Annotated in this window: 21 protein-coding genes and 1 pseudogene; 3 read left to right on the top strand and 19 right to left on the bottom strand. The window is 61.5% G+C overall.

Annotation, left to right across the window (positions count from 1 at the left end):
- Positions 1-110: 110 nt before the first annotated feature.
- The 9 genes from DBR00_RS18090 to ubiE all read right to left on the bottom strand — a co-directional run bounded on the left by DBR00_RS18090 (position 111) and on the right by ubiE (position 6,041).
- Positions 111-818, bottom strand: coding sequence for a 16S rRNA (uracil(1498)-N(3))-methyltransferase (locus DBR00_RS18090; RefSeq protein ID WP_108486236.1), 708 nt, complete (start codon positions 816-818; stop codon positions 111-113).
- Positions 815-1,609, bottom strand: a complete 795-nt coding sequence (tatC, locus tag DBR00_RS18085; protein WP_108486237.1) for a twin-arginine translocase subunit TatC — start codon at positions 1,607-1,609, stop codon at positions 815-817. The genes DBR00_RS18090 and tatC overlap by 4 nt, the downstream gene beginning before the upstream one ends.
- Entirely contained in the window at positions 1,606-1,950 is a 345-nt protein-coding gene (tatB, locus tag DBR00_RS18080; RefSeq protein ID WP_108486238.1) for a Sec-independent protein translocase protein TatB, read from the bottom strand. Before tatB ends, tatC begins: the two co-directional genes overlap by 4 nt.
- A 9-nt stretch (positions 1,951-1,959) precedes the next feature.
- Positions 1,960-2,235 (bottom strand): twin-arginine translocase TatA/TatE family subunit, encoded by a 276-nt coding sequence (locus tag DBR00_RS18075; protein ID WP_108486239.1) that lies wholly within the window; start codon positions 2,233-2,235, stop codon positions 1,960-1,962.
- Positions 2,236-2,258: 23 nt separating this feature from the next.
- On the bottom strand, positions 2,259-2,591 hold the full coding sequence (locus tag DBR00_RS18070; protein WP_108486253.1) for a phosphoribosyl-ATP diphosphatase: 333 nt from the start codon (positions 2,589-2,591) through the stop codon (positions 2,259-2,261).
- A gap of 7 nt (positions 2,592-2,598) precedes the next feature.
- Entirely contained in the window at positions 2,599-3,000 is a 402-nt protein-coding gene (hisI, locus tag DBR00_RS18065; RefSeq protein WP_108486240.1) for a phosphoribosyl-AMP cyclohydrolase, read from the bottom strand.
- Between the two features lie 67 nt (positions 3,001-3,067).
- Entirely contained in the window at positions 3,068-4,657 is a 1,590-nt protein-coding gene (gene ubiB, locus DBR00_RS18060; RefSeq protein ID WP_108486241.1) for a ubiquinone biosynthesis regulatory protein kinase UbiB, read from the bottom strand.
- On the bottom strand, positions 4,654-5,271 hold the full coding sequence (locus tag DBR00_RS18055; RefSeq protein WP_108486242.1) for an SCP2 domain-containing protein: 618 nt from the start codon (positions 5,269-5,271) through the stop codon (positions 4,654-4,656). Before DBR00_RS18055 ends, ubiB begins: the two co-directional genes overlap by 4 nt.
- Complete coding sequence (gene ubiE / locus DBR00_RS18050; RefSeq protein ID WP_108486243.1) at positions 5,271-6,041, bottom strand: bifunctional demethylmenaquinone methyltransferase/2-methoxy-6-polyprenyl-1,4-benzoquinol methylase UbiE; 771 nt, start codon at positions 6,039-6,041, stop codon at positions 5,271-5,273. The genes DBR00_RS18055 and ubiE overlap by 1 nt, the downstream gene beginning before the upstream one ends.
- Positions 6,042-6,246: 205 nt before the next feature.
- On the opposite strand from ubiE, the gene DBR00_RS18045 reads away from it, so the two are divergent.
- The 3 genes from DBR00_RS18045 to DBR00_RS18035 all read left to right on the top strand — a co-directional run bounded on the left by DBR00_RS18045 (position 6,247) and on the right by DBR00_RS18035 (position 7,937).
- The gene (locus DBR00_RS18045; RefSeq protein WP_108486244.1) at positions 6,247-6,525 is read left to right on the top strand and encodes a polyhydroxyalkanoic acid system family protein; all 279 of its coding nucleotides are present in this window, start codon (positions 6,247-6,249) and stop codon (positions 6,523-6,525) included.
- A 199-nt stretch (positions 6,526-6,724) separates the two neighbouring features.
- Positions 6,725-7,168, top strand: coding sequence for a phasin family protein (locus DBR00_RS18040; RefSeq protein ID WP_108486245.1), 444 nt, complete (start codon positions 6,725-6,727; stop codon positions 7,166-7,168).
- A 10-nt stretch (positions 7,169-7,178) separates the two neighbouring features.
- The gene (locus DBR00_RS18035; protein WP_108486246.1) at positions 7,179-7,937 is read left to right on the top strand and encodes a phasin family protein; all 759 of its coding nucleotides are present in this window, start codon (positions 7,179-7,181) and stop codon (positions 7,935-7,937) included.
- Between the two features lie 284 nt (positions 7,938-8,221).
- On the opposite strand, the pseudogene DBR00_RS21295 reads toward DBR00_RS18035, so the two are convergent.
- The 10 genes and pseudogenes from DBR00_RS21295 to argS all read right to left on the bottom strand — a co-directional run.
- Positions 8,222-8,376: pseudogene (locus tag DBR00_RS21295) on the bottom strand (methyl-accepting chemotaxis protein); the annotation flags it as partial.
- A gap of 385 nt (positions 8,377-8,761) precedes the next feature.
- Positions 8,762-9,376, bottom strand: a complete 615-nt coding sequence (locus DBR00_RS18020) for a TetR/AcrR family transcriptional regulator (protein ID WP_108486247.1) — start codon at positions 9,374-9,376, stop codon at positions 8,762-8,764.
- Between the two features lie 73 nt (positions 9,377-9,449).
- Positions 9,450-11,132, bottom strand: a complete 1,683-nt coding sequence (phaC, locus tag DBR00_RS18015) for a class II poly(R)-hydroxyalkanoic acid synthase (RefSeq protein WP_108486248.1) — start codon at positions 11,130-11,132, stop codon at positions 9,450-9,452.
- Positions 11,133-11,337: 205 nt separating this feature from the next.
- Complete coding sequence (phaZ, locus tag DBR00_RS18010) at positions 11,338-12,198, bottom strand: poly(3-hydroxyalkanoate) depolymerase (protein WP_108486249.1); 861 nt, start codon at positions 12,196-12,198, stop codon at positions 11,338-11,340.
- Between the two features lie 155 nt (positions 12,199-12,353).
- The gene (gene phaC, locus DBR00_RS18005) at positions 12,354-14,033 is read right to left on the bottom strand and encodes a class II poly(R)-hydroxyalkanoic acid synthase (RefSeq protein WP_108538095.1); all 1,680 of its coding nucleotides are present in this window, start codon (positions 14,031-14,033) and stop codon (positions 12,354-12,356) included.
- A gap of 508 nt (positions 14,034-14,541) precedes the next feature.
- Positions 14,542-14,916: a gamma-butyrobetaine hydroxylase-like domain-containing protein gene (locus tag DBR00_RS18000; RefSeq protein WP_108490555.1), complete on the bottom strand. Its 375-nt coding sequence runs from the start codon at positions 14,914-14,916 to the stop codon at positions 14,542-14,544.
- A gap of 58 nt (positions 14,917-14,974) precedes the next feature.
- Positions 14,975-16,315: an ATP-dependent protease ATPase subunit HslU gene (gene hslU, locus DBR00_RS17995; protein WP_108538094.1), complete on the bottom strand. Its 1,341-nt coding sequence runs from the start codon at positions 16,313-16,315 to the stop codon at positions 14,975-14,977.
- A gap of 27 nt (positions 16,316-16,342) precedes the next feature.
- Positions 16,343-16,873: an ATP-dependent protease subunit HslV gene (gene hslV / locus DBR00_RS17990; RefSeq protein ID WP_090254921.1), complete on the bottom strand. Its 531-nt coding sequence runs from the start codon at positions 16,871-16,873 to the stop codon at positions 16,343-16,345.
- 141 nt (positions 16,874-17,014) lie between these two features.
- Positions 17,015-17,692 (bottom strand): SPOR domain-containing protein, encoded by a 678-nt coding sequence (locus DBR00_RS17985; protein ID WP_108488614.1) that lies wholly within the window; start codon positions 17,690-17,692, stop codon positions 17,015-17,017.
- Entirely contained in the window at positions 17,693-19,432 is a 1,740-nt protein-coding gene (gene argS, locus DBR00_RS17980; RefSeq protein ID WP_108488637.1) for an arginine--tRNA ligase, read from the bottom strand. It abuts the gene before it with no gap.
- Positions 19,433-19,497: the final 65 nt, after the last annotated feature.

Below are 19,497 nucleotides of genomic sequence, written 5' to 3'. Positions count from 1 at the left end.
TGGTGAGCCGGTTGCAACGAGTAGGGTGGATGATGCGCTGTTTATCCATCGGCCGCTGTGGGGGGTGAATGGAGTAAAGGCTTTCCATCCTACGGCTCATGGATGTGTGGTTAAAAAAGTCGCGCGAGCAAGGCAGTAACCGCTGTTTCCACCCGCAGAATCCGCGCGCCTAGTTGAACCGGTTGCAGGCCGGCGTGCTGGAGCTTTTCCACTTCGTAGGGAATCCAGCCGCCTTCCGGGCCGATGGCCAATGTGACGGCCTGTTCGACGGCTCGCGGGCAGGCCGGGTAGTCGCCAGGATGGCCGACCAGGCCTAGGGTGCCGGCGGCAATACCCGGCAGCTGGTCTTCGACAAAGGGCTTGAAGCGTTTCTCGAGGGTGACCTCGGGCAGCACCGTATCGCGGGCTTGCTCCAGGCCGAGGATCAGCTGTTCGCGAATGGCAGCGGGCTCGAGGAAAGGTGTTTGCCAGAAGCTTTTTTCCACCCGGTAGCTGTTCAGCAGCACCAGCCGTGACACGCCCATGCTGCTGACGGTTTGCAGCACGCGGCGCAGCATCTTCGGCCGAGGCAGGGCGAGCAGCAGGGTCAGGGGTAGTTTCACTGGCGGTGGCTGGTTGAGTTGCACAGACAGCTCGGCTTCTTCTGCATCCAGGCGCAGCAATTGGCCGCTGCCCATCAGGCCATTCAGGCGGCCGACGCGCAGGCTGTCGCCCGCTTCGGCGCGGTGCACTTCCTGCAGGTGCTTGAGGCGGCGGCCGCTTAGCCGTACGCAGTCCTCGGCGATAAAGTCGCCGTCTTCCAGCAGCAGCAGGTTCACGGCAGTGGGGCTGGCGGCTGGTCTTCGGTCTCTCGCGTGGTTTCGTCCAGCTCATGCTCATCGCGCCGCTTGATCATGCTGCCGCACAACACGCCGGCCTCGAACAGCAGCCACATGGGCACGGCCAGCAGGGTCTGCGAGAAGATATCTGGCGGCGTTAGCACCATACCGACTACAAAGCAGCCGACGATCACATACGGCCGGCTCTTGCGCAGGGTATCGACGTCGACGATGCCGACCCAGATCAGCAGGAAGGTCGCGACAGGGATCTCGAATGCCACACCAAAGGCGAAGAACAGGGTGAGGACAAAGTCCAGGTATTCGTTGATGTCGGTCATCATCGCCACGCCTTCGGGGGTCACGCTGGCGAAGAAATGGAAAATGATCGGGAATACCAGGAAATAGGCGAAAGCCATGCCGCTGTAAAACAGGATGATGCTGGAAACCAGCAGCGGCACGGCGATGCGCTTTTCATGCTTGTACAGACCGGGTGCGATAAAGCCCCAGATCTGATGCAGGATCACCGGCACGCTGAGAAACAGTGCGATCCAGGCGGTGAGTTTGAACGGGGTGAGAAATGGCGAGGCGACCCCGGTGGCGATCATCGTCGCGCCTTCCGGCAGGTAGGCGCGCAGCGGCGCGGAAACAATGGTGTAGATGTCCTGGGCGAAGTAGAACAGCCCTGCGAATAGCAACAAGACCGCCACTACGCAGCGCAGCAGGCGCGAGCGCAGTTCGGTCAGGTGCGACACCAGGGGCATTTCCTGGTCGCTTTCCGGTAGTCGACTCATGGTTGTGGGGTCTTGTCCTGGCTGGCGGCGGTGGGCGTCGTCAGGCTGGTTTCAGTTGCAGTTACACTGCTTTCGACGGGCGTGGCGGGGGCGATAAGGCTCTGCTTCATCGCCTGCATTTCCCGCTCCAGGTCGAGAATCTGTTCGTTATGCAGTTGCCGACGGATTTCGTCGGCACCGATCTCGCGCTCCACTTCCTGCTTGATCGACAGGAAACTGCGTTTCAGGCGGCCGATCCATAGGCCCGCAGTGCGCACGGCGCCGGGCAGGCGGTCCGGGCCAAGCACCACCAGGGCGACTACGCCTACGAGCACTAATTCGGAAAAACCGATATCGAACATGGCGTGGACTCAGTCTTTACGGGCAGGTTCTTCGACTTTTTGCGCGTGCCCGTCGATGGTCTGCGGCTGATGCAGAGGAGCGGTGTGTGCCTGCGGCGCTGGGTGCGGCGCTGGGGCTGGCTGTGGTTCGGCCTTTTCCGCGTCTTCATCGGTGTTCATCGCCTTACGGAAACCTTTGATGGTTTCGCCCAGGTCAGAGCCAAGGTTCTTCAGTTTTTTGGTGCCGAACACCAGGATCACCACGATAAGAATGACTACCCAGTGTTTCCAATCGAAAATACCCATGAACGGCGCTCCTCTAAGATTGATTAGTTGGTGTCGCGCGCGGCTTTTTCCGCGTGCCCGGACAGACCGAAACGCCGGTCCAGTTCATCCAGTACCGCCTGCGGATGCTGGCCGAGGGCGGCCAGCATGACCAGGCTATGGAACCACAGGTCGGCGGTTTCATAGATCACATTGCTGCAGTCGCCGCTGACGGCTGCGTCTTTGGCGGCAAGGATGGTTTCCACCGACTCCTCGCCGACCTTTTCCAGAATCTTGTTCAAGCCCTTGTGGTATAGGCTGGCGACATAGGAGCTGTCGGCGGCCGCGCCTTTGCGCGACTCCAGCACCTCGGCCAGGCGGCTCAGGGTATCAGTCATGGCCGAATCACTCATGGGTATGTCCTGCGCTGTAGATGGCGTGCGGGTCTTTCAGTACTGCTTCGACCGTTTTCCAGGTGCCATTCTCGAACACCCGGTAAAAGCAGCTCTCGCGGCCGGTGTGGCAGGCAATACCGCCCAGCTGCTCAACCATCAGAATGATCACGTCAGCGTCGCAGTCCAGGCGTATCTCATGCAGTTTCTGCACATGACCGGATTCTTCACCCTTGCGCCAGAGTTTGCCGCGCGAGCGTGACCAGTAGATGGCACGCTGCTCGCTGGCCGTCAGGCTCAGGGCTTCACGGTTCATCCAGGCCATCATCAGCACACGGCCGGTCTTGTGGTCCTGAGCGATGGCCGGCACCAGGCCGTCGCTGTTCCAGTTGATTTCGTCGAGCCAGTCAGTCATTACAAGTTCCGCCCATCTCGGGCTGTCTGATTCAGAAAGCTAGTGTGCCAGTGCACGCCCGGTGTGGCTATCGGCGCAGTATCAGATAGAGACCGCCCGCCAGCATCAGCCAGCTGGGCCAGACGCTCAGGCTCAGCACCAGGCCCTGGGTGGCCGCCCCTGCGATCAGCGCCGCGCCGAGCAAGCGGGCGGGCCATTGGCGCCCGCTCGTAGGCTGTGACTGGCGACTGGCTGCGGGCTGGTTGAGGCGCTCCAGCGCATCGCGGGCAATCTGCGACAGGTGCGGTACCTGCTCGGCCTGCAATTGCAGGTTGCGCAGCAGATGCAGCGGGCTGATGCGTTCACGCATCCAACGCTCCAGGAATGGCTGCGCGGTGCTCCACAGGTCCAGATCCGGGTACAGCTGTCGGCCCAGGCCTTCGATATTCAGCAGGGTCTTTTGCAGCAGCACCAGCTGCGGCTGCACTTCCATATTGAAGCGCCGTGCGGTCTGGAACAGGCGTAGCAGCACCTGGCCGAAGGAGATGTCTTTGAGCGGCTTTTCAAAGATCGGCTCGCACACGGTGCGGATCGCGGCCTCGAAATCATTGATTTGGGTTTCTGCCGGCACCCAGCCGGAATCAATATGCAGCTGCGCCACGCGGCGGTAGTCACGCTTGAAGAAGGCGATCAGGTTACGCGCCAGGTAGTCCTGATCTTCGGCGGTGAGGCTGCCGATGATGCCGCAGTCGATGGCGATGTACTGCGGGTTCCACGGCGTGCGCGTGCTGACGAAGATGTTGCCGGGGTGCATGTCGGCGTGGAAGAAGCTGTCGCGGAACACCTGGGTGAAGAAGATTTCTACGCCGCGTTCGGCCAGTTTTTTCATGTCGGTGCGTTGGTCGGCCAAGGTGTCCAGATCGGTGACCTGAATACCGTAAATGCGCTCCATGACCAGCACTTTGGGCCGGCAATAGTCCCAATACACCTGCGGCACGTAGAGCAGCGGCGAGCCTTCGAAGTTGCGCCGCAACTGGCTGGCGTTGGCCGCTTCACGCAGCAGATCGAGTTCATCGATGATGGTTTTCTGGTAGTCGCTGACCACTTCCACCGGGCGCAGACGGCGGGCATCGGCGGAGGCGCGTTCGGCCAATTTGGCCAGCAGGAACAGCCAGGCGATGTCTTGCTCGATCACCGGCTTCAGGCCGGGGCGGATCACCTTGACCACCACTTCTTCGCCACTTTTCAGCTGCGCGGCATGCACCTGAGCCACTGAGGCTGACGCCAATGGCAGGGCATCAAAGCGGGCGAACACGTCGCTGACCTTGGCCCCCAGTTGCGCTTCGATCAGCGCTTGCGCCTTGGCCGGGTCAAAGGGTGGCACCTGATCCTGCAGCTTGGCCAGTTCGTCAGCGATGTCCAGCGGCAGCAGGTCGCGGCGGGTGGAGAGGACCTGGCCGAATTTGATGAAAATGGGCCCCAGCTCTTCCAGTGCCAAACGCAGGCGTGCGCCGCGCGACAGCACCATTGGGCGCCGTGGCAGCCAGCGCCAGGGCAGTGCGTAGCGCAACAGACGCGCCCAGAAGGGCAGCGGCAGGTCGAACAGCAGATCATCCAGTTGATAACGAACAATCACGCGCTGGATACGCAGCAGGCGACGCAGGGCTAGCAGCTTCATGCGATGGGCTTATGGCGTTGGGCGAGGCGCTCGATGCGCGCGTCGAGTCGATCAAGGGACAGCTTGAGCTGATCCAGTTCGGCGAAGCGCGCATCGGCTTCGCGCTGGCCAACCAGGCTGCGGGATTCTTCGCTGAGGTAGTCGGCCAGGTTCAGGCGCAGGCTGTCGAGGGCCTGGCTGGTCCAGTTGAATCGGCTGCGCAGGTGGCCGCCGAGCAGCTGGCTGCCGACCGGGCCGAGCCAGCGTGACAGCTCGTATTCCCAGTCCAACTCCAGGTCCTGAAGGATGCCTGCCAACTCCAGCAGGGCAGCGCTGTCGCCGTCCAGCGTGACGTCAGGGCTGTGCAGGATGCTGGTTTTGTCCTTGCTGGTGGCCAGGCGCAGCAGGCTGGCGGCGGATGCGCGCAACTGGCAATCGGCCTCACCGCCCCATTGTGCGGCCAGTTGAAGACCGCTGGCGCTAGGCAGAATAAACAGTTGCAGCGCTGGTGCGGCGCATTCCACGGCAATCACCCGACCGCTCAAGCGGGCCAGCCGTGGCAGCGCGGTGCTGTCCATGGCCAGTACACGATTGAGGCCGAGTTCAACCCCAGCCAGCAGCCCGGTGAGCAGCATCAGGGCTTGATGCCGCGGTGCAGGGCGACGATGCCGCCGGTCATGTTGTGGTAGGTGACGCGCTCGAAGCCGGCTTCGACCATCATCGCCTTGAGGGTGTTCTGATCCGGGTGCATGCGGATCGACTCGGCCAGGTAGCGGTAGCTGTCGGCATCGTTGGTGATCAGCTTGCCGGCCAGCGGCATGAACTTGAACGAGTAGGCGTCGTAGAACTTCGACAGCAGCGGGCTGGACGGTTTGGAAAACTCCAGAATCAGCAAGCGGCCGCCGGGCTTGAGCACGCGCAGCATTGAGCGGATGGCATCTTCCTTGTGCGTCACGTTGCGCAGGCCGAAGGCGATGGTCACCACGTCGAAGTGGTTATCCGGGAACGGCAGCTTTTCTGCATCAGCCTGAACGAAGTTGACGTTGCCGGCCACGCCCTTGTCGAGCAGGCGGTCGCGGCCCACCTTGAGCATGGATTCGTTGATGTCGGCCAGCACCACTTCGCCAGTTGGACCGACCAGGCTGGAGAACTTGCGGGTCAGATCACCCGTACCGCCGGCAATATCCAGTACCCGGTTACCGCTGCGCACACCCGACAGTTCGATGGTGAAACGCTTCCACAGGCGGTGCATGCCGCCGGACAGCACGTCGTTCATCAAGTCGTATTTGGCGGCCACCGAATGGAACACCTCGGCGACTTTCTCCGCCTTCTGGCTTTCCGGCACGCTCTGGAAACCAAAGTGTGTGGTGGGTTCGCTGTCGCTGCTGTTGCGCGGGTCGTTCATCTTGCCCTTTCCTAAAACAGAGAGGCTGCATCCAAAGTGGCGCTCATTCTAAACCCAAAAAGCCCCGCTGGGTTTGGGCCGTGCGGCGGCAAACCACAAAGTTGTGCCGTGGGTGGAACACTGACGTTGCGTGCAGCTTGCGCCTTGCAGCCTTGCTATAGTCGCAGCGACTTAAGGTCGCAGTTAACGGGCGAGGAGAAATGCCATGGCCAAGATCACCATTGAACGACCCCATTCCCTGGGGCGCGAGGTTGCCCGCGAAAAAGCCGAACAACTGGCCGAGCGCCTGGCGCGAGAATACGACGTGCGTTACCGCTGGAACGGCGACAGCCTGGAGTTCAAACGCAGCGGTGCTGATGGCCGCATTGATGTGCATGACGACAGCGTGCGCGTGCAACTCAGCCTGGGATTGTTGCTGTCGGCCATGAGCGGCACCATCAAACGCGAAATCGAAGACGTGCTGGACAAGAATCTGCGGGCGTGAGGTGTCGTCTGAAGACACCTTGGCCGTTTTCATGAGACACCCCAGGCAGCCACCCTCCGGGCCGTTGCTGCGCTCGGCTCAAGACGGCCCCGGCATTTTTTCTCACGCTTAGTATGCGGTTTCTAATTTTCATCGATACCGTGCACCTAAGCCTGCATTACGTGGGCGTTTCCTCGAAACATAAAGAGTGAGGTGCACCATGTCGAAAGTTGCCGTTAAAAAGAAAACTGCCGTCGTTGAAGAAAGCACCAGCGTGCTGAGCGACGCCAAAGTCTACGCCCGCAAAATCTGGCTGGCAGGTCTGGGCGCATACGCCAAGGCGGGTCAGGAAGGCGCCGAGTACTTCAAAGAACTGGTGAAGAGCGGTGAAGGCGTTGAGAAACAAGGCAAGAAGCTGGTCAACGAACAAGTTGACGCCGCCAACAGCCAGATCGACAGCGTCAAGAGCACCGTCACCAGTAACGTCAGCAGCGTCAAAGGCAAGGTCGAAGTGCAGCTCGACAAGATCGAGAAAGCCTTCGACAACCGTGTTGCCAGCGCCCTGAATCGTCTGGGCATTCCGTCCAAACAAGACGTGGAAGCACTGTCTGCTAAGCTGGATGAGCTGAGCGCGTTGCTCGAGCACGTCGCGCGTACCAAGTAAGGAGAGCAGGATGGCTGTTAAGAAGAAAACCGAAAAGCAAACCACTTCCTGGATCGGCGAAGTAGAGAAATACTCGCGTCAAATCTGGCTGGCCGGTTTGGGTGCCTACTCCAAGGTCAGCAAGGACGGCAACAAGCTGTTCGATACGCTGGTCAAGGACGGCGAGAAAGCTGAAAAACTGGCCAAGACTGAAGTCGACAAGCAAGTTGGCGCGGTGAAGTCCACTGTGGGTTCGAAAGTGGACAGCGCCAAGTCGAAAGTTGACGAAGTCAAAGACAAGGCCATTGGCAAGTGGGGCGAGCTGGAAGAGGCGTTCGACAAGCGCTTGAACAATGCCATTTCGCGTCTTGGTGTACCGAGCCGCAATGAAGTGAAAGCACTCAACGCCAAAGTCGAAAGCCTGACTAAGCAGATCGAGCAATTGACCGGCGTTTCGGTCAAGTCGGTCAAGCCTGCCGTGAAGAAAGTTGTGGCCAAGCCAGCGGCCAAACCGGCTGCCAAAGCCGCCGCCAAGCCTGTTGCTAAAGCTGCTGCCAAACCGGCGGTCAAGGCTGCGGCCAAGCCAGCGGCTAAACCCGCTGCCAAAGCTGCCGCCAAGCCGGCTGCTAAACCCGCGGCGAAACCGGCTGCCAAGCCGGCCGCCAAGGCTGCTGCTAAACCCGCCGCCAAGCCTGCAGTTGCCAAACCCGCTGCTGCCCCGGTAGCCGCTGCGGTGCCTGCGCCGGCCGCTGCACCTGCTGCACCAGTAACACCTGCCGCCCAGTCGTAAGACGCGCAGCAGTCAACGCAAACGCCCGGCTTCGTGCCGGGCGTTTGCGTTTAGGTGGGGGCTGCGTCTGGGCCGCATCGGTCAGGCTTGTCAGTCCTGAATGGCGTGGGTGAATTGTGCGATGGCATCCACGACCCGCTGTGCTTCGCTGCGAATTTGCAGCATCAGCTCACCCGCGCGGTTGGCCAGTTCCCCCCACGCGTTCGGCACTGCCCAGGCTGCCGGTCATGCCAGCGACTGCCTGCTGTGCCAGGTTCTGGTTCTGTTGCATCACATCGTTGATTTCCACCGGTCTGGCTGGTTCTTGCTGTCAGGCTGCGCACCTCATCGGCAACCACTGCGAAGCCGCGGTCTTGATCGCCGACGCGGGCGCCTCAATCGTGGCGTTGAGGGCCAGCAAGCTGGTCTGTTCGGCAATGCTGCGGATGACCTGGACAATGCTGCTGATGCGTTCCGACTGGTGGCTCAGTGCATGGATGTTGGTGGATACGGTGCCCAGTTCGCCGGCAATCGAGCGCACCACATCTGTCGTATCCTGAACCCTTTTGCCCCTTCCACGGCACTGGTGTCGGTCTCGCAATGTTCGATTTGGGCCGTGATGTCACTGGCGAACTTGATCACGCCAACCACCTTGCCCTGCGCGTTATACCGCGGGTTATCGGTTGCGCGCAGCCAGGCCGTGCGGCTGTCTTTGGTGGCGCACTCAAATCGGGGGCGTCGTGCCTGAAAGGCGCTTAGATCATCCCTTTGCGGTTTAGGGGCTTTTGCCTGAGTGTGGGAATGCCGCACGCAGCGCCTGAGTAAATGGGCTCAGGCGCTGCGTATCACGCTTCCAGGTAGCGACTGGCCAAGTGCTCGGCTGCCAGGCGTGAAGTGCCCGCGAGGTGTGGGGCCACCAGCATCATCACCTGGTACACCACCAGACGGCTTTCACCTTCGCGGCCAATGATGCGCTGGTAGTCGAGGGAGAACAGCAGGGTCAGGGTGATCTGCTCGACCAGTTGGCCGAGTGATGCGGTGTCGCTGTGCAACTGGCCGTCTAGCTGCAGTTGCGCGAGCAGTTCAGCCAACGCGCGTTTCAGGCTGTTGAGCCAGTGGCGCATGCCGCGTTCGAGTTTCGGCAAGCGGCTGGTGAGGTTGGAGAGGTCCTGAAACAAAAAACGGTAGTGTGCCAGGCGTTCGACAATCAGGTGCAGAAACAGCCAGTAGTCTTCGACATCCAGCTGCACGTCTTCGGGCGGCGAGAGCAGCGGCGCCAACTCGGCCTGAAAGCGCTCGAACAGGCCGAGGATCAGCGGCTCCTTGCCGTGGAAGTGGTAGTACAGGTTGCCCGGGCTGATGCCCAGTTCGTTGGCGATTTCCAGGGTGGAGACATTCGGTTCGCCCTTCTGGTTGAACAACAGCAGGGCACATTCAAGGATTCTGTCGCGGGTTTTCATCCGGTCTTCTTATGCTGGCCGCGGGGCGTTTGACGATACCTGGCCGCAGCAGGCTGCGGCCAGTGGCGGTTGTTCAGCGCACGTGCACGTAGGTGCCGGGAGCCGCTTCCATGGCAGGGTGGTTCTGGTTGCCCAGGGCCATCAGGGTGTCCCGCTGTTCGCCCGAGCGTTCCTGCATCCACTTCAGCCACACCGGCCACCAGCTGCCTTGTACGTGCTCGGCATCGTGGTACCAGGCGCGTGGGTCGCCGGTGAGCTTGGGGTTTTCCAGGTAATTGGATTTGGGGTTGCCCGGCGGGTTGAGAATGCTTTGGATGTGTCCGCTGTTGGACAGGATAAAGCGCCGGTTGCCGCCCAGCAGCAAGGTCGAGCGGTAGACCGCGTCCCAGGGGGTGATGTGGTCGTTGATTCCGGCGACGCTGAAGCTGTCGACCGTGACCTTCTGCAGGTCCACTGGCGTACCACAGACTTCCAGGCCGCTTGGGCGGGTCAGCGGGTTGTGCTTGAAGAAGTCGATCAGGTCGCCGTGTAGAGCTGCGGGTAGGCGGGTGTTGTCGTTGTTCCAGTAGAGAATGTCGAAGGCCGGCGGCTGCTTGCCGAGCAGGTAGTTGTTGACCCAGTAATTCCAGATCAGGTCGTTTGGGCGCATCCAGGCGAACACCCGCGCCATGTCACGGCCATCCAGAACGCCTTGCTGGTAGGAGCGGCGTTTGGCGGCTTCGAGGGTCAGCTCGTCAGCAAAAAGCATGGCTGGGCTGTCGATCTGGCTGTCGAGCAGGCTGACCATGTAGGTGGCGCTGGCCACTTTGCGCAACTGACGCTTGGCTTGTAAATGACCTTGCAGCGCCGCAATGGTCAGGCCGCCGGCGCAGGCACCGAGGAGGTTAACGTCCTTGCTGCCGGTGATTTCACGGCAGACGTCGATGGCTTTTTCCAGTGCTTCTACGTAGCTCGACAGGCCCCATTCGCGATGCCGCGGGTCCGGGTTGCGCCAGCTGATGACGAAGGTTTGCAAGCCATTCTTCAGTGCGTACTGGACGAAGCTTTTTTCGCTGGAGAGGTCGAAGATATAGAACTTGTTGATTTGCGGCGGCACGATCAGCAGCGGTTTGGCGTACTGTTTTTCGCTCATCGGTTTGTACTGGATCAGCTCCAGCAACTCGTTGCGAAACACCACTGCGCCGCTCGTGGTGGCCAGGTTACGGCCGACTTCGAAAGCGTGTTTGCTGACCTGGCTAGGCATGCCGTCGTTGTTCACCAGGTCATCGAACAGATGGGTCACGCCCTTGAGCAGGCTGCTGCCGCCGCTGTTGAACAGTTCTTTGATCACCTGTGGATTGAGTAGGGTGTTGCTGGGGGCGAGGGCATCGCCGAGCAGGGTAGCGACAAAACGTGCGCGGGCACGGTCATCGGCGTCCAGGTTGCTCTCGTCGATCCAGCTGTTCAGCTGCTTCTGGCAAGCCAGGTAGGCTTGCAGGCTGCGGCTGTAAAGCGGGTTTTCACGCCAGGTTGGGTCGGCGAAGCGCGGATCTTGTGGGTTGACCTTGAACGGTTTGTCACCCAGCAGCACCCGCCCCAGCTGGCCGCCGAGGGCTACGGCATGCCGTGCGCTGTGGATGGGGTGTCGGACCCCTTGCAGGGCCAGGCTGCGCAGTGTGGAAAGCAAGTCGCGGCCGCGCAGGCCGACCACCGCGTTCTGGGCATTCATCACACTGCTGCGGGCGGGCAGGGCGTTTTTGGCAGGCTGGTCTCGCATTGGGCAACACTCCGTCGTCAAACCGTGAGACTTCAAGGTCGATAGATAAGCAGCAAGGCTTATACCAACGCGCGCGCTAGGTGCATTCCAGACTACCGCGCGACAAGCTTCAGGTAATACAACGTGCCCGGAAACGGGTCAAGCACTGAGCGGCCGGCACAGCCTCGGTGCGTTGTCAGGGGGCGCCTGCCCAACCAAGGTGCGGTCAGCTCAGGGTGCGTGCGGCTGCCGGCTGTGGGTGCATGATGGCGCGCTGACGCTCTTCCTCAAGGAACTTCATGATGATCGGCGCCACGGCTTCGGCGCGGGTCACCAGAAACAGGTGGCCGTCGTCGATGACGTGCAATTCTGAGTTGGGGATGCGCCAGGCCAGCAGGCGCATATTCACCAATGGGATCAGAGGGTCGTCATCACCGGCCATGACCAGCGTTGGTTGGCGGATTTTGTGCAGCCAGTGGATGCTGGTCCAGCCGAGGCCGGCGAACAGCTGCCAGTAATAGCCCATCTTGCCGCCCGAGCGGACTTTACTGGCGTGTGCCAGCGCCAGCTTGGGGTCACGGCGAAAGGCGCCACCGTAGATGTCCGGGGCAATCTGCACGCCATAGGAGGGCTGCACATAACGTCGGGGGCTGGCCATGCACCAGAGCACCTTGGGTTTGCCTGGCACCATCACCGCGCCGGCCGAGGTGGCGGCGAGGATCAGTTTCTTGCAGCGCTCCGGGTAGTCGTGAGCAAACTGCTGTGCCAGTGCGCCACCCCAGGACACGCCAATGGCATTGACCTGACCGTAGTCGAGGTAGTCGAGCATGCGTGCTGCCAGCTTGGCCAGGCCAGGAAAACGGTACGGTGTGCTGGGGGTGGATGAACCGCCTACGCCAGGCACGTCGAAGGCGATGACTTCCAGGTCGGGGTCGAGGGCGCGCACGAAGGGCATGACCAGTTCCAGGTTGGCCCCGATGCCGTTGAAGATCAGCAGCGGGGTCATCTTGCCGTTGCCGGGGCGAACGGCGGTACGGATGGTCTGGCCGTCCAGTTCGATGGTGCGGAATACGAAAGGTAGCGACATGCGCAGAAGCCCTATCAGTGAAAACGCTGGGTCAGACCCTCCGGGTCATTTCCAGAAACGCCAGGGCAAAGCCTGGTTCGCCGCACTCAGACCATTGCCTGGGTGGGCGAGCGGCACCTCCAGTGCCGCGGGCAGTGCTGCGCAGTGCGCAGGTATCAACGTTCGTGAACGTAAGTGCCAGGCGCTGCTTCGCCGGCGGGGTGCTTTTTATTGCCAAGCTGGGTCGGCGCCTTTTTCATTTCACCGGAGCGCTGTGCCAGCCAAGTCTGCCAATGCAGCCACCAGGAGTCGGCATGCTTGGTAGAAGTGGCTTGCCAGGTTTTCGGATCAGCGTGCAGTTCCGTGTTGGTCATGTAACGCGCCTTGGGGTTACCCGGCGGGTTGAGAATGCTCTGAATGTGCCCGCTGTTGGACAGCACGAATTCGACGTTGCCGCCAAACAGCTTGGCTGACTTGTAGCAGGACTCCCACGGTGTGATGTGGTCGGTGGTGCCGGCTACACAGTACAGATCGCTGGTGACCTGCTTGAGGTCAATCGGCGTGCCGCAGACTTCCAAGGCGTTGGCCCGAATCAGCGGGTTGGACTGGAACATGTCAATAAACTCGCCATGCAGGGCGGCCGGCAGGCGGGTGGTGTCGTTGTTCCAGTAGAGAATGTCGAATACCGGTGGCTCGTTGCCCAGCAGGTAGTTGTTGACCCAGTAGTTCCAGATCAGGTCATTGGGACGCATCCAGGCAAAGACTTTGGCCATGTCGCTGCCTTCCAGTACACCGGCCTGGTAGGAACGGCGTTTGGCCAGCTCCAGGCTTTTCTCATCGGCAAACAGGGCAACGTCGGTTTCCAGGCGATTGTCCAGCACGCTGACCAGCAGGGTCAGGGCGTTTACCTTCTTATCTCCCAGCGCGGCGTAATGGCCCAGCAGCGAGGTGGTGGTGAGGCCGCCGGAGCAGGCACCGAGCATGTTGATGTCGTTGCTGCCGGTGATGGCGGTGACCACGTCGATGGCTTCTTTCAGCGCTTCGATATAGGTCGACAGGCCCCACTCGCGGTGGGCCTTGGTCGGGTTGCGCCAGCTCACCACGAAGGTCTGCACGCCGTTGCGCAGCAGAAAGCGCGCCACGCTCTTTTCCGGTGACAGGTCGAAGACGTAGAACTTGTTGATCTGTGGCGGCACCACCAGCAGCGGGCGTTCGTGCACTTGCTCGGTGATTGGCTTGTACTGAATCAGTTCCAGCAGGTCGTTACGGAAGATCACCGCGCCGTCGCTGGTGGCGAGGTTCTTGCCAACCTCGAAGGCGTTCATATTGACCTGGCTGGGCATGCCGCCGTTGTTGACGATGTCTTTGGCCAGATGCGACAGGCCATCGAGCAGACTCTTGCCGCCAGTCTCGAAGAAGCGTTTGACGGCCGCCGGGTTAGCCATGCTGTTGCTCGGGGCCATGGCTTCGGTCATCAGATTGATCACGAAGTGGCCGCGGCTGGCGTCCTGTTCGGACAGGTTGCTGTGCTCGACCCAGTCGTGCAGCTCCTTGCGCCAGGCCAAGTAGGTCTGCAGGTAACGACGGTACAGCGGGTTCTGGCTCCAGGCCGGATCAGCAAAGCGCCGATCGCCTTCGGTGGGGGTGAGTTCGGATTGGCCGAGCATCACGTTTTTCAGTTCGATACTGAAGTGGGCCAGGTGTTTGGCACTGTGCAGGGGTTGCTTGAGGGCTTGCTTGAGTACGATACGCGCAGAGCTGAGCAGGTCTTTACCCCGGATGCCGATTACCGGGTTAAGGCCCAGGGTGTTCTCGGAGGCCTGGTGTTTCAGGTCATCATTATTCTTATCTGTCATCTACAACGCTCCATTGTCCTGAGACGAAATACCGGCAACTTGCTGTGCACGGCGACACAGGGCTAGAACCTGCACCCAGTCTGCTGCATATCGGCGCTGCTGCGCAGGAACAGACTCGGGAGCGACAGCTCGTACACTGCGCGTCTTCGCCTGTTCTTGCCTTGCATGGCTTTAGCTCGTGAGACTTTGAACGGGTTCCATGAACCAGGTATTGCCCGGATTACCAAGGGCGGATCACTCCGCAATATTTCCTGCCGCTGGTTTGGCCAGATGCAAGAAAACTTCCAACTACTTGGTTACCCGAGTTTGTGAATTTGTGCAAGCTGACCACGATCTTGGCCGAATGCGCGATGAGTATGCCGAGAAGGATTAGAAAATGCGCTCTAACCGGGTAAGCGTGGCGGGTTAGAGCGCGTGCTGTCAGGCTGCCAGTAGGCGGTGGGGGCCGGAAATGGCTGATGCCCTGATGTGGCCTCAGCGAGCGCTCCGGCAAGCCGTGTGCAGCGTTTCAGAGCATCAGTCTGACCACACTCTCGTTCGGGTCACGCGATTGCCCGGCGGCCCTCAGTGCGGCCAGATAGTCGCTCCACAGCTCGGCCTGGCGCAGGGACAGCTGTTCCAAGTAATCCCAAGTGAACAGGCCGCTGTCGTGGCCGTCATCGAAGGTCAGTTTGAGGGCGTAATTACCGGCCGGCTCGACCTTGCTCAGGCCGACGCCGAGCTTGCCGGTCTGCAGAATGGGCTTGCCGTGGCCCTGTACTTCTGCAGATGGCGAATGCACGCGCAGAAACTCGGCAGGCAGGGTGTAGTGCTCGTCCGCGCCGTAGTGCAGCTCCAGGGTTTTCGAGGCTTTGTGCAGTTTTATTGCGGTGGGGATGCGCATGCTCGCTTCCTCAATGGTTCCCTGGCCTGGAGCGCATCCGGGCCAGGGGTGGGGCGCGCTACAGAATATAGCGCGAGAGGTCTTCGTCCTGCGCCAGTTCACCGAGGTGGCTGTTGACGTAGGCCGCGTCGATCACGATCGGTGCGCCATTCTGCTGGCCGGCCAGGTCGCCGGCGCTGAAGGAGACTTCTTCCAGCAGGCGTTCGAGCAGGGTGTGCAGGCGGCGCGCGCCGATGTTCTCGGTTTTCTCGTTGACCTGATAGGCAATCTCGGCGATGCGCTTGATGCCTTCGGCGACGAACTGGATGCCCAGGCCTTCGGTGTTCAGCAGCGCGGCATATTGCTCGGTGAGCGAGGCGTGTGGCTCGGTGAGGATGCGCTCGAAATCTTGTGGGGTCAGGGCTTTCAGCTCGACGCGAATCGGCAGGCGGCCTTGCAGTTCGGGCACCAGGTCGCTTGGCTTGCTCAGGTGGAACGCGCCGGAGGCGATAAACAGAATGTGGTCGGTTTTCACCATGCCCAGCTTGGTGTTCACCGTGCAGCCTTCGATCAGCGGCAGCAGGTCGCGTTGTACGCCTTCGCGGGACACATCCGCGCCACCGACGTTGCCGCGCTTGGCCACTTTGTCGATTTCGTCGATAAACACGATGCCGTTTTGTTCGACAGCTTCCAGCGCCTGCGCCTTGAGTTCGTCTTCGTTGACCAGGCGCGCGGCCTCTTCGTCGCGCACCATCTTCAGGGCTTCGTTGACCTTGAGCTTGCGGCTCTTGCGTTTGCCTTTGCCCATGTTGGAAAACAGGCTTTGCAGCTGGTTGGTCATCTCTTCCATGCCCGGTGGGGTCATGATTTCGATGCCGGCCGGAGCGTCGGCCACTTCGATTTCGATGTCCTTGTCATCCAGCTGGCCCTCGCGCAGGCGCTTGCGGAACAGCTGACGGGTGTTGGAGTCGCTGGCTGGCGCGGCCTCTTCATTGAAGCCGGTGCGGGCGGGTGGCAGCAGGGCGTCGAGGATGCGCTCTTCGGCGGCGTCTTCGGCGCGGTGGCGGACCTTGATCATCTCCTGCTCGCGCAGCATCTTGATCGCGGCATCGGCGAGGTCACGGATGATCGACTCGACATCACGGCCGACATAGCCAACCTCGGTGAACTTGGTCGCTTCCACCTTGATAAACGGAGCATTGGCCAGCTTGGCCAGGCGGCGGGCGATCTCGGTTTTGCCGACGCCGGTGGGGCCGATCATCAGGATGTTCTTTGGCGTCACTTCAGTGCGCAGCTCAAGCGGCAGCTGCATGCGCCGCCAGCGGTTGCGCAGGGCGATGGCCACGGCGCGCTTGGCGTCGTCCTGACCGATGATGTGGCGGTTGAGTTCGTGAACGATCTCGCGGGGCGTCATGGACATGCGGGTTTACTCCAGAAGAAGGCGCGCTTACTCGGCGCAGTCTTCTTCTTCGATAGTCAGGGTTTGGTTAGTGAAGACACAAATGGAGCCGGCAATGTTCAGCGCGGTTTCGGTGATTTCACGGGCGCTCAGGTCGGTTTTTTGCAGCAGGGCCATGGCCGCCGCTTGGGCGAAGCCACCGCCGGAGCCCATGGCGATCAGGCCATGCTCGGGCTCCACCACGTCACCGTTGCCGGTGATGATCAGCGAGGCGTCCTTGTTTGCTACAGCCAGCATGGCTTCCAGGCGGCTCAGCGAGCGATCGGTGCGCCAGTCTTTGGCCAACTCGACGGCAGCGCGCACCAGATGACCTTGATGCTTTTCAAGCTGGCCTTCAAAGCGTTCAAACAGGGTAAAGGCATCGGCGGTGGCACCGGCGAAGCCGGCCAGCACCTGGCCGTGGTACAGGCGGCGCACTTTTTTCGCGTTGCCTTTCATCACGGTATTGCCGAGGGACACCTGGCCGTCGCCGCCCATGACGACTTTGCCGTTGCGGCGCACTGAAACGATGGTGGTCAAGGGGAGAGTCTCCACGCAGCGGGGCGAAAGTGCCCAATGCCGAGTGAAGTGGGGGCTGAGCGCGCCGGCTTCAAGCCCTGTGTGCAGCCGGCGCCGACAAATAGTCAGCTGATAGGGTCGCAGGGCTTGTCTGGCGCGGGTCTACTGCACCTGGCGCTGCTGTAACAACAGATTGCTGAAGCCACTGCCCGCCAGCGATTTCTGCGCCTGGCCAAGCTGTTCGCGGGTGGCAAAAGGCCCGACCAGCACGCGGTGCCAGGTTTCCTCGCGTACCTTGCCGGATTCCACCTGCACGTTCTGGCCGAGCAGGATGATCTGCGCGCGCAGGGCGTCGGCGTCCTCCTTGCGGCGGAACGAGCCGGCCTGGAGGAAGAACTGCGAGCTGACCGGTCCCTTGGCCACCACCGGCGGCGGTGGCGGCACCTCGCCATTGAGCGCTGCTTCGGCGCGGGCGGCGTCGATTTTTGCGGCTTCTTCCGGGCTGACCGGTTTGGGCTCAGGCACGGCGGCGGGCTGTTCGATGGCTTGTGGCGGCAGGATCACTTCTGATTCTGGCAGCAGGGTGTAGAAGTCGTATTTGGGTTTGGCCGGTTCCTTGTCGTCGGCCGGCTGCGCGGTGGGCTTGGCTTGCTGCTTGGCCTGTTCGGGCTTGTCGCGTTTGATTTCATCGCGGCCCGGCTCCAGGCTGAACAGAAACACCATGAAGCCGCCGATCACCAAACCACTGACCAGCCAGAACCAGCCAGGCACCGGCTTTTTCGCCGGTGCCTGGTAGCGGCTGGCGCCGCGTTTGGCGGCGGGCTTCTTCTTGGCCGCCACTTACATGCGCTCCAGGGTTTCCAGACCGAGCAGCTGCAGACCCTGCTGCAGGGTGCGACCTGTGAGGGCGGCCAGGCGCAGGCGGCTGTTGCGCACGCCATCGTCCTCGGCGGCGAGGATCGGGCAATTCTCGTAGAAGCTGGAGAACAGCCCGGCCAGGTCATACAGGTAGGCGCACAGCAGGTGCGGCTCGCCCTTGTCGGCAACGCCGCCGAGCACTTCCGCGAATTGTGCGAGTTTGCCGGCCAGGTCGATTTCCTGGGCGGCCTGCAGGTCCAGCTGGCCGTCCAGCTCATCAAAGCCCTTGCCTACTTTGCGCAGCACGCTGGCCACACGGGTGTAGGCGTAGAGCAGGTAAGGCGCGGTGTTGCCCTCGAAGCTCAGCATCAGCTCGAAATTGAAGCGGTAGTCACTGGTGCGGTGCTTGGACAGGTCAGCGTATTTCACTGCGCCAATACCCACAGCGCGGGCGATCTGGCGCAGCTCGGCGTCGTCCAGTTCAGGGTTCTTGCCTTTGACCAGCGCGTAGGCGCGCTCTTCGGCTTCATCGAGCAGGTCGACCAGCTTTACGGTGCCGCCGTCGCGGGTTTTGAATGGGCGGCCGTCGGCGCCGTTCATGGTGCCGAAGCCCATGTGTTCCATCTGCATTGCGGCGGGGACGAAACCGGCCAGGCGCGCAGCGGCGAAGACCATTTGGAAGTGCAGCGCCTGGCGTTGGTCGACGAAATACAGCACGCGGTCGGCCTTCAGCACATTGGCGCGGTAGCGCGTGGCGGCCAGGTCGGTGGTGGCGTACAGGTAGCCGCCGCCAGCCTTCTGCACGATCAGCGGCAGCGGATTGCCTTCGGCGTTTGTGAACGCGTCCATAAACACGCACTGCGCGCCGTTGTCTTCGGTCAACAGGCCCTTGGCCTTGAGGTCGGCGACCACGTTGGCCAAATCGTCGTTGTAAGCGCTCTCACCCTTGACGTCGGTCATGCTCAGTTTCACGCCCAGGCGGTCATACAGCGCCTGGCAGTGGCTCAGGGAAATGTCGTTGAAACGGTGCCACAGGCGCAGGCACTCAGCGTCGCCGGCTTGCAGCTGCACCACCAGCTCACGGGCGCGTTCGGCGAACTCCGGGGAATCATCGAAGCGTTTTTTCGCCGCGCGGTAGAAGCCTTCCAGGTCGGCCAGCTCGCTTTCGGCGGCTGCCGGGTTTTCCTGCATATAGGCCAGCAACATGCCGAACTGAGTGCCCCAGTCGCCGACGTGGTTCTGGCGGATCACCTCGTCGCCGAGAAACTCCAGCACCCGTGCCACACCATCACCGATGATGGTCGAGCGCAGATGGCCGACGTGCATCTCTTTGGCCAGGTTGGGGGCGGACAAGTCGACCACCACACGCTGCGCCGAACCGGCCTTGCGTACACCCAGCTTGGCATCGGTGAGCAGCGCATCCAGGCGCGCGGCCAGTGCCTGGGTGTTTTGGAAGAAGTTGAGAAAGCCCGGCCCGGCAATTTCGACCTTGCTGATGCCATCGTCGGCCGGCAGTGCAGCGATCAGCTTTTCGGCCAGGTCGCGCGGCTTCATGCCCGCCGGCTTGGCCAGCATCATGGCGATGTTGCTGGCGAAATCACCGTTGGCCTTGTCCTTGGTGTTCTCCACCTGAATGGCCGGAGTCAGGCCCTCCGGCAGCACGCCGTCGGCAGTGAGGCGGGTCAGGGCGTGCTGGATCAGGTGGCGAATGCTGTCTTTCATGGTCTGCTCGGTCGGCCGGTGGCGGCGGCGCACAATGGCGCTGGTTGAAAACTGCGCATTATCGA

The organism is Pseudomonas sp. HMWF032, from assembly GCF_003060885.1.
Lineage (GTDB): Bacteria > Pseudomonadota > Gammaproteobacteria > Pseudomonadales > Pseudomonadaceae > Aquipseudomonas.
The sequence above is the reverse complement of the archived record's forward strand: the minus strand, read 5'-3'. Positions and strand labels throughout refer to the sequence as shown.

Bases quoted from the DNA above. Each gene is read 5' to 3' on its own strand.
- tatC (WP_108486237.1), bottom strand. From the start codon at position 1,609: ATGAGTCGACTACCGGAAAGCGACCAGGAAATGCCCCTGGTGTCGCAC.
- tatB (WP_108486238.1), bottom strand. From the start codon at position 1,950: ATGTTCGATATCGGTTTTTCCGAATTAGTGCTCGTAGGCGTAGTCGCC.
- DBR00_RS18075 (WP_108486239.1), bottom strand. From the start codon at position 2,235: ATGGGTATTTTCGATTGGAAACACTGGGTAGTCATTCTTATCGTGGTG.
- DBR00_RS18070 (WP_108486253.1), bottom strand. From the start codon at position 2,591: ATGACTGATACCCTGAGCCGCCTGGCCGAGGTGCTGGAGTCGCGCAAA.
- hisI (WP_108486240.1), bottom strand. From the start codon at position 3,000: ATGACTGACTGGCTCGACGAAATCAACTGGAACAGCGACGGCCTGGTG.
- ubiB (WP_108486241.1), bottom strand. From the start codon at position 4,657: ATGAAGCTGCTAGCCCTGCGTCGCCTGCTGCGTATCCAGCGCGTGATT.
- DBR00_RS18055 (WP_108486242.1), bottom strand. From the start codon at position 5,271: ATGCTGCTCACCGGGCTGCTGGCTGGGGTTGAACTCGGCCTCAATCGT.
- ubiE (WP_108486243.1), bottom strand. From the start codon at position 6,041: ATGAACGACCCGCGCAACAGCAGCGACAGCGAACCCACCACACACTTT.
- DBR00_RS18045 (WP_108486244.1), top strand. From the start codon at position 6,247: ATGGCCAAGATCACCATTGAACGACCCCATTCCCTGGGGCGCGAGGTT.
- DBR00_RS18040 (WP_108486245.1), top strand. From the start codon at position 6,725: ATGTCGAAAGTTGCCGTTAAAAAGAAAACTGCCGTCGTTGAAGAAAGC.
- DBR00_RS18035 (WP_108486246.1), top strand. From the start codon at position 7,179: ATGGCTGTTAAGAAGAAAACCGAAAAGCAAACCACTTCCTGGATCGGC.
- DBR00_RS18020 (WP_108486247.1), bottom strand. From the start codon at position 9,376: ATGAAAACCCGCGACAGAATCCTTGAATGTGCCCTGCTGTTGTTCAAC.
- phaC (WP_108486248.1), bottom strand. From the start codon at position 11,132: ATGCGAGACCAGCCTGCCAAAAACGCCCTGCCCGCCCGCAGCAGTGTG.
- phaZ (WP_108486249.1), bottom strand. From the start codon at position 12,198: ATGTCGCTACCTTTCGTATTCCGCACCATCGAACTGGACGGCCAGACC.
- phaC (WP_108538095.1), bottom strand. From the start codon at position 14,033: ATGACAGATAAGAATAATGATGACCTGAAACACCAGGCCTCCGAGAAC.
- DBR00_RS18000 (WP_108490555.1), bottom strand. From the start codon at position 14,916: ATGCGCATCCCCACCGCAATAAAACTGCACAAAGCCTCGAAAACCCTG.
- hslU (WP_108538094.1), bottom strand. From the start codon at position 16,315: ATGTCCATGACGCCCCGCGAGATCGTTCACGAACTCAACCGCCACATC.
- argS (WP_108488637.1), bottom strand. From the start codon at position 19,432: ATGAAAGACAGCATTCGCCACCTGATCCAGCACGCCCTGACCCGCCTC.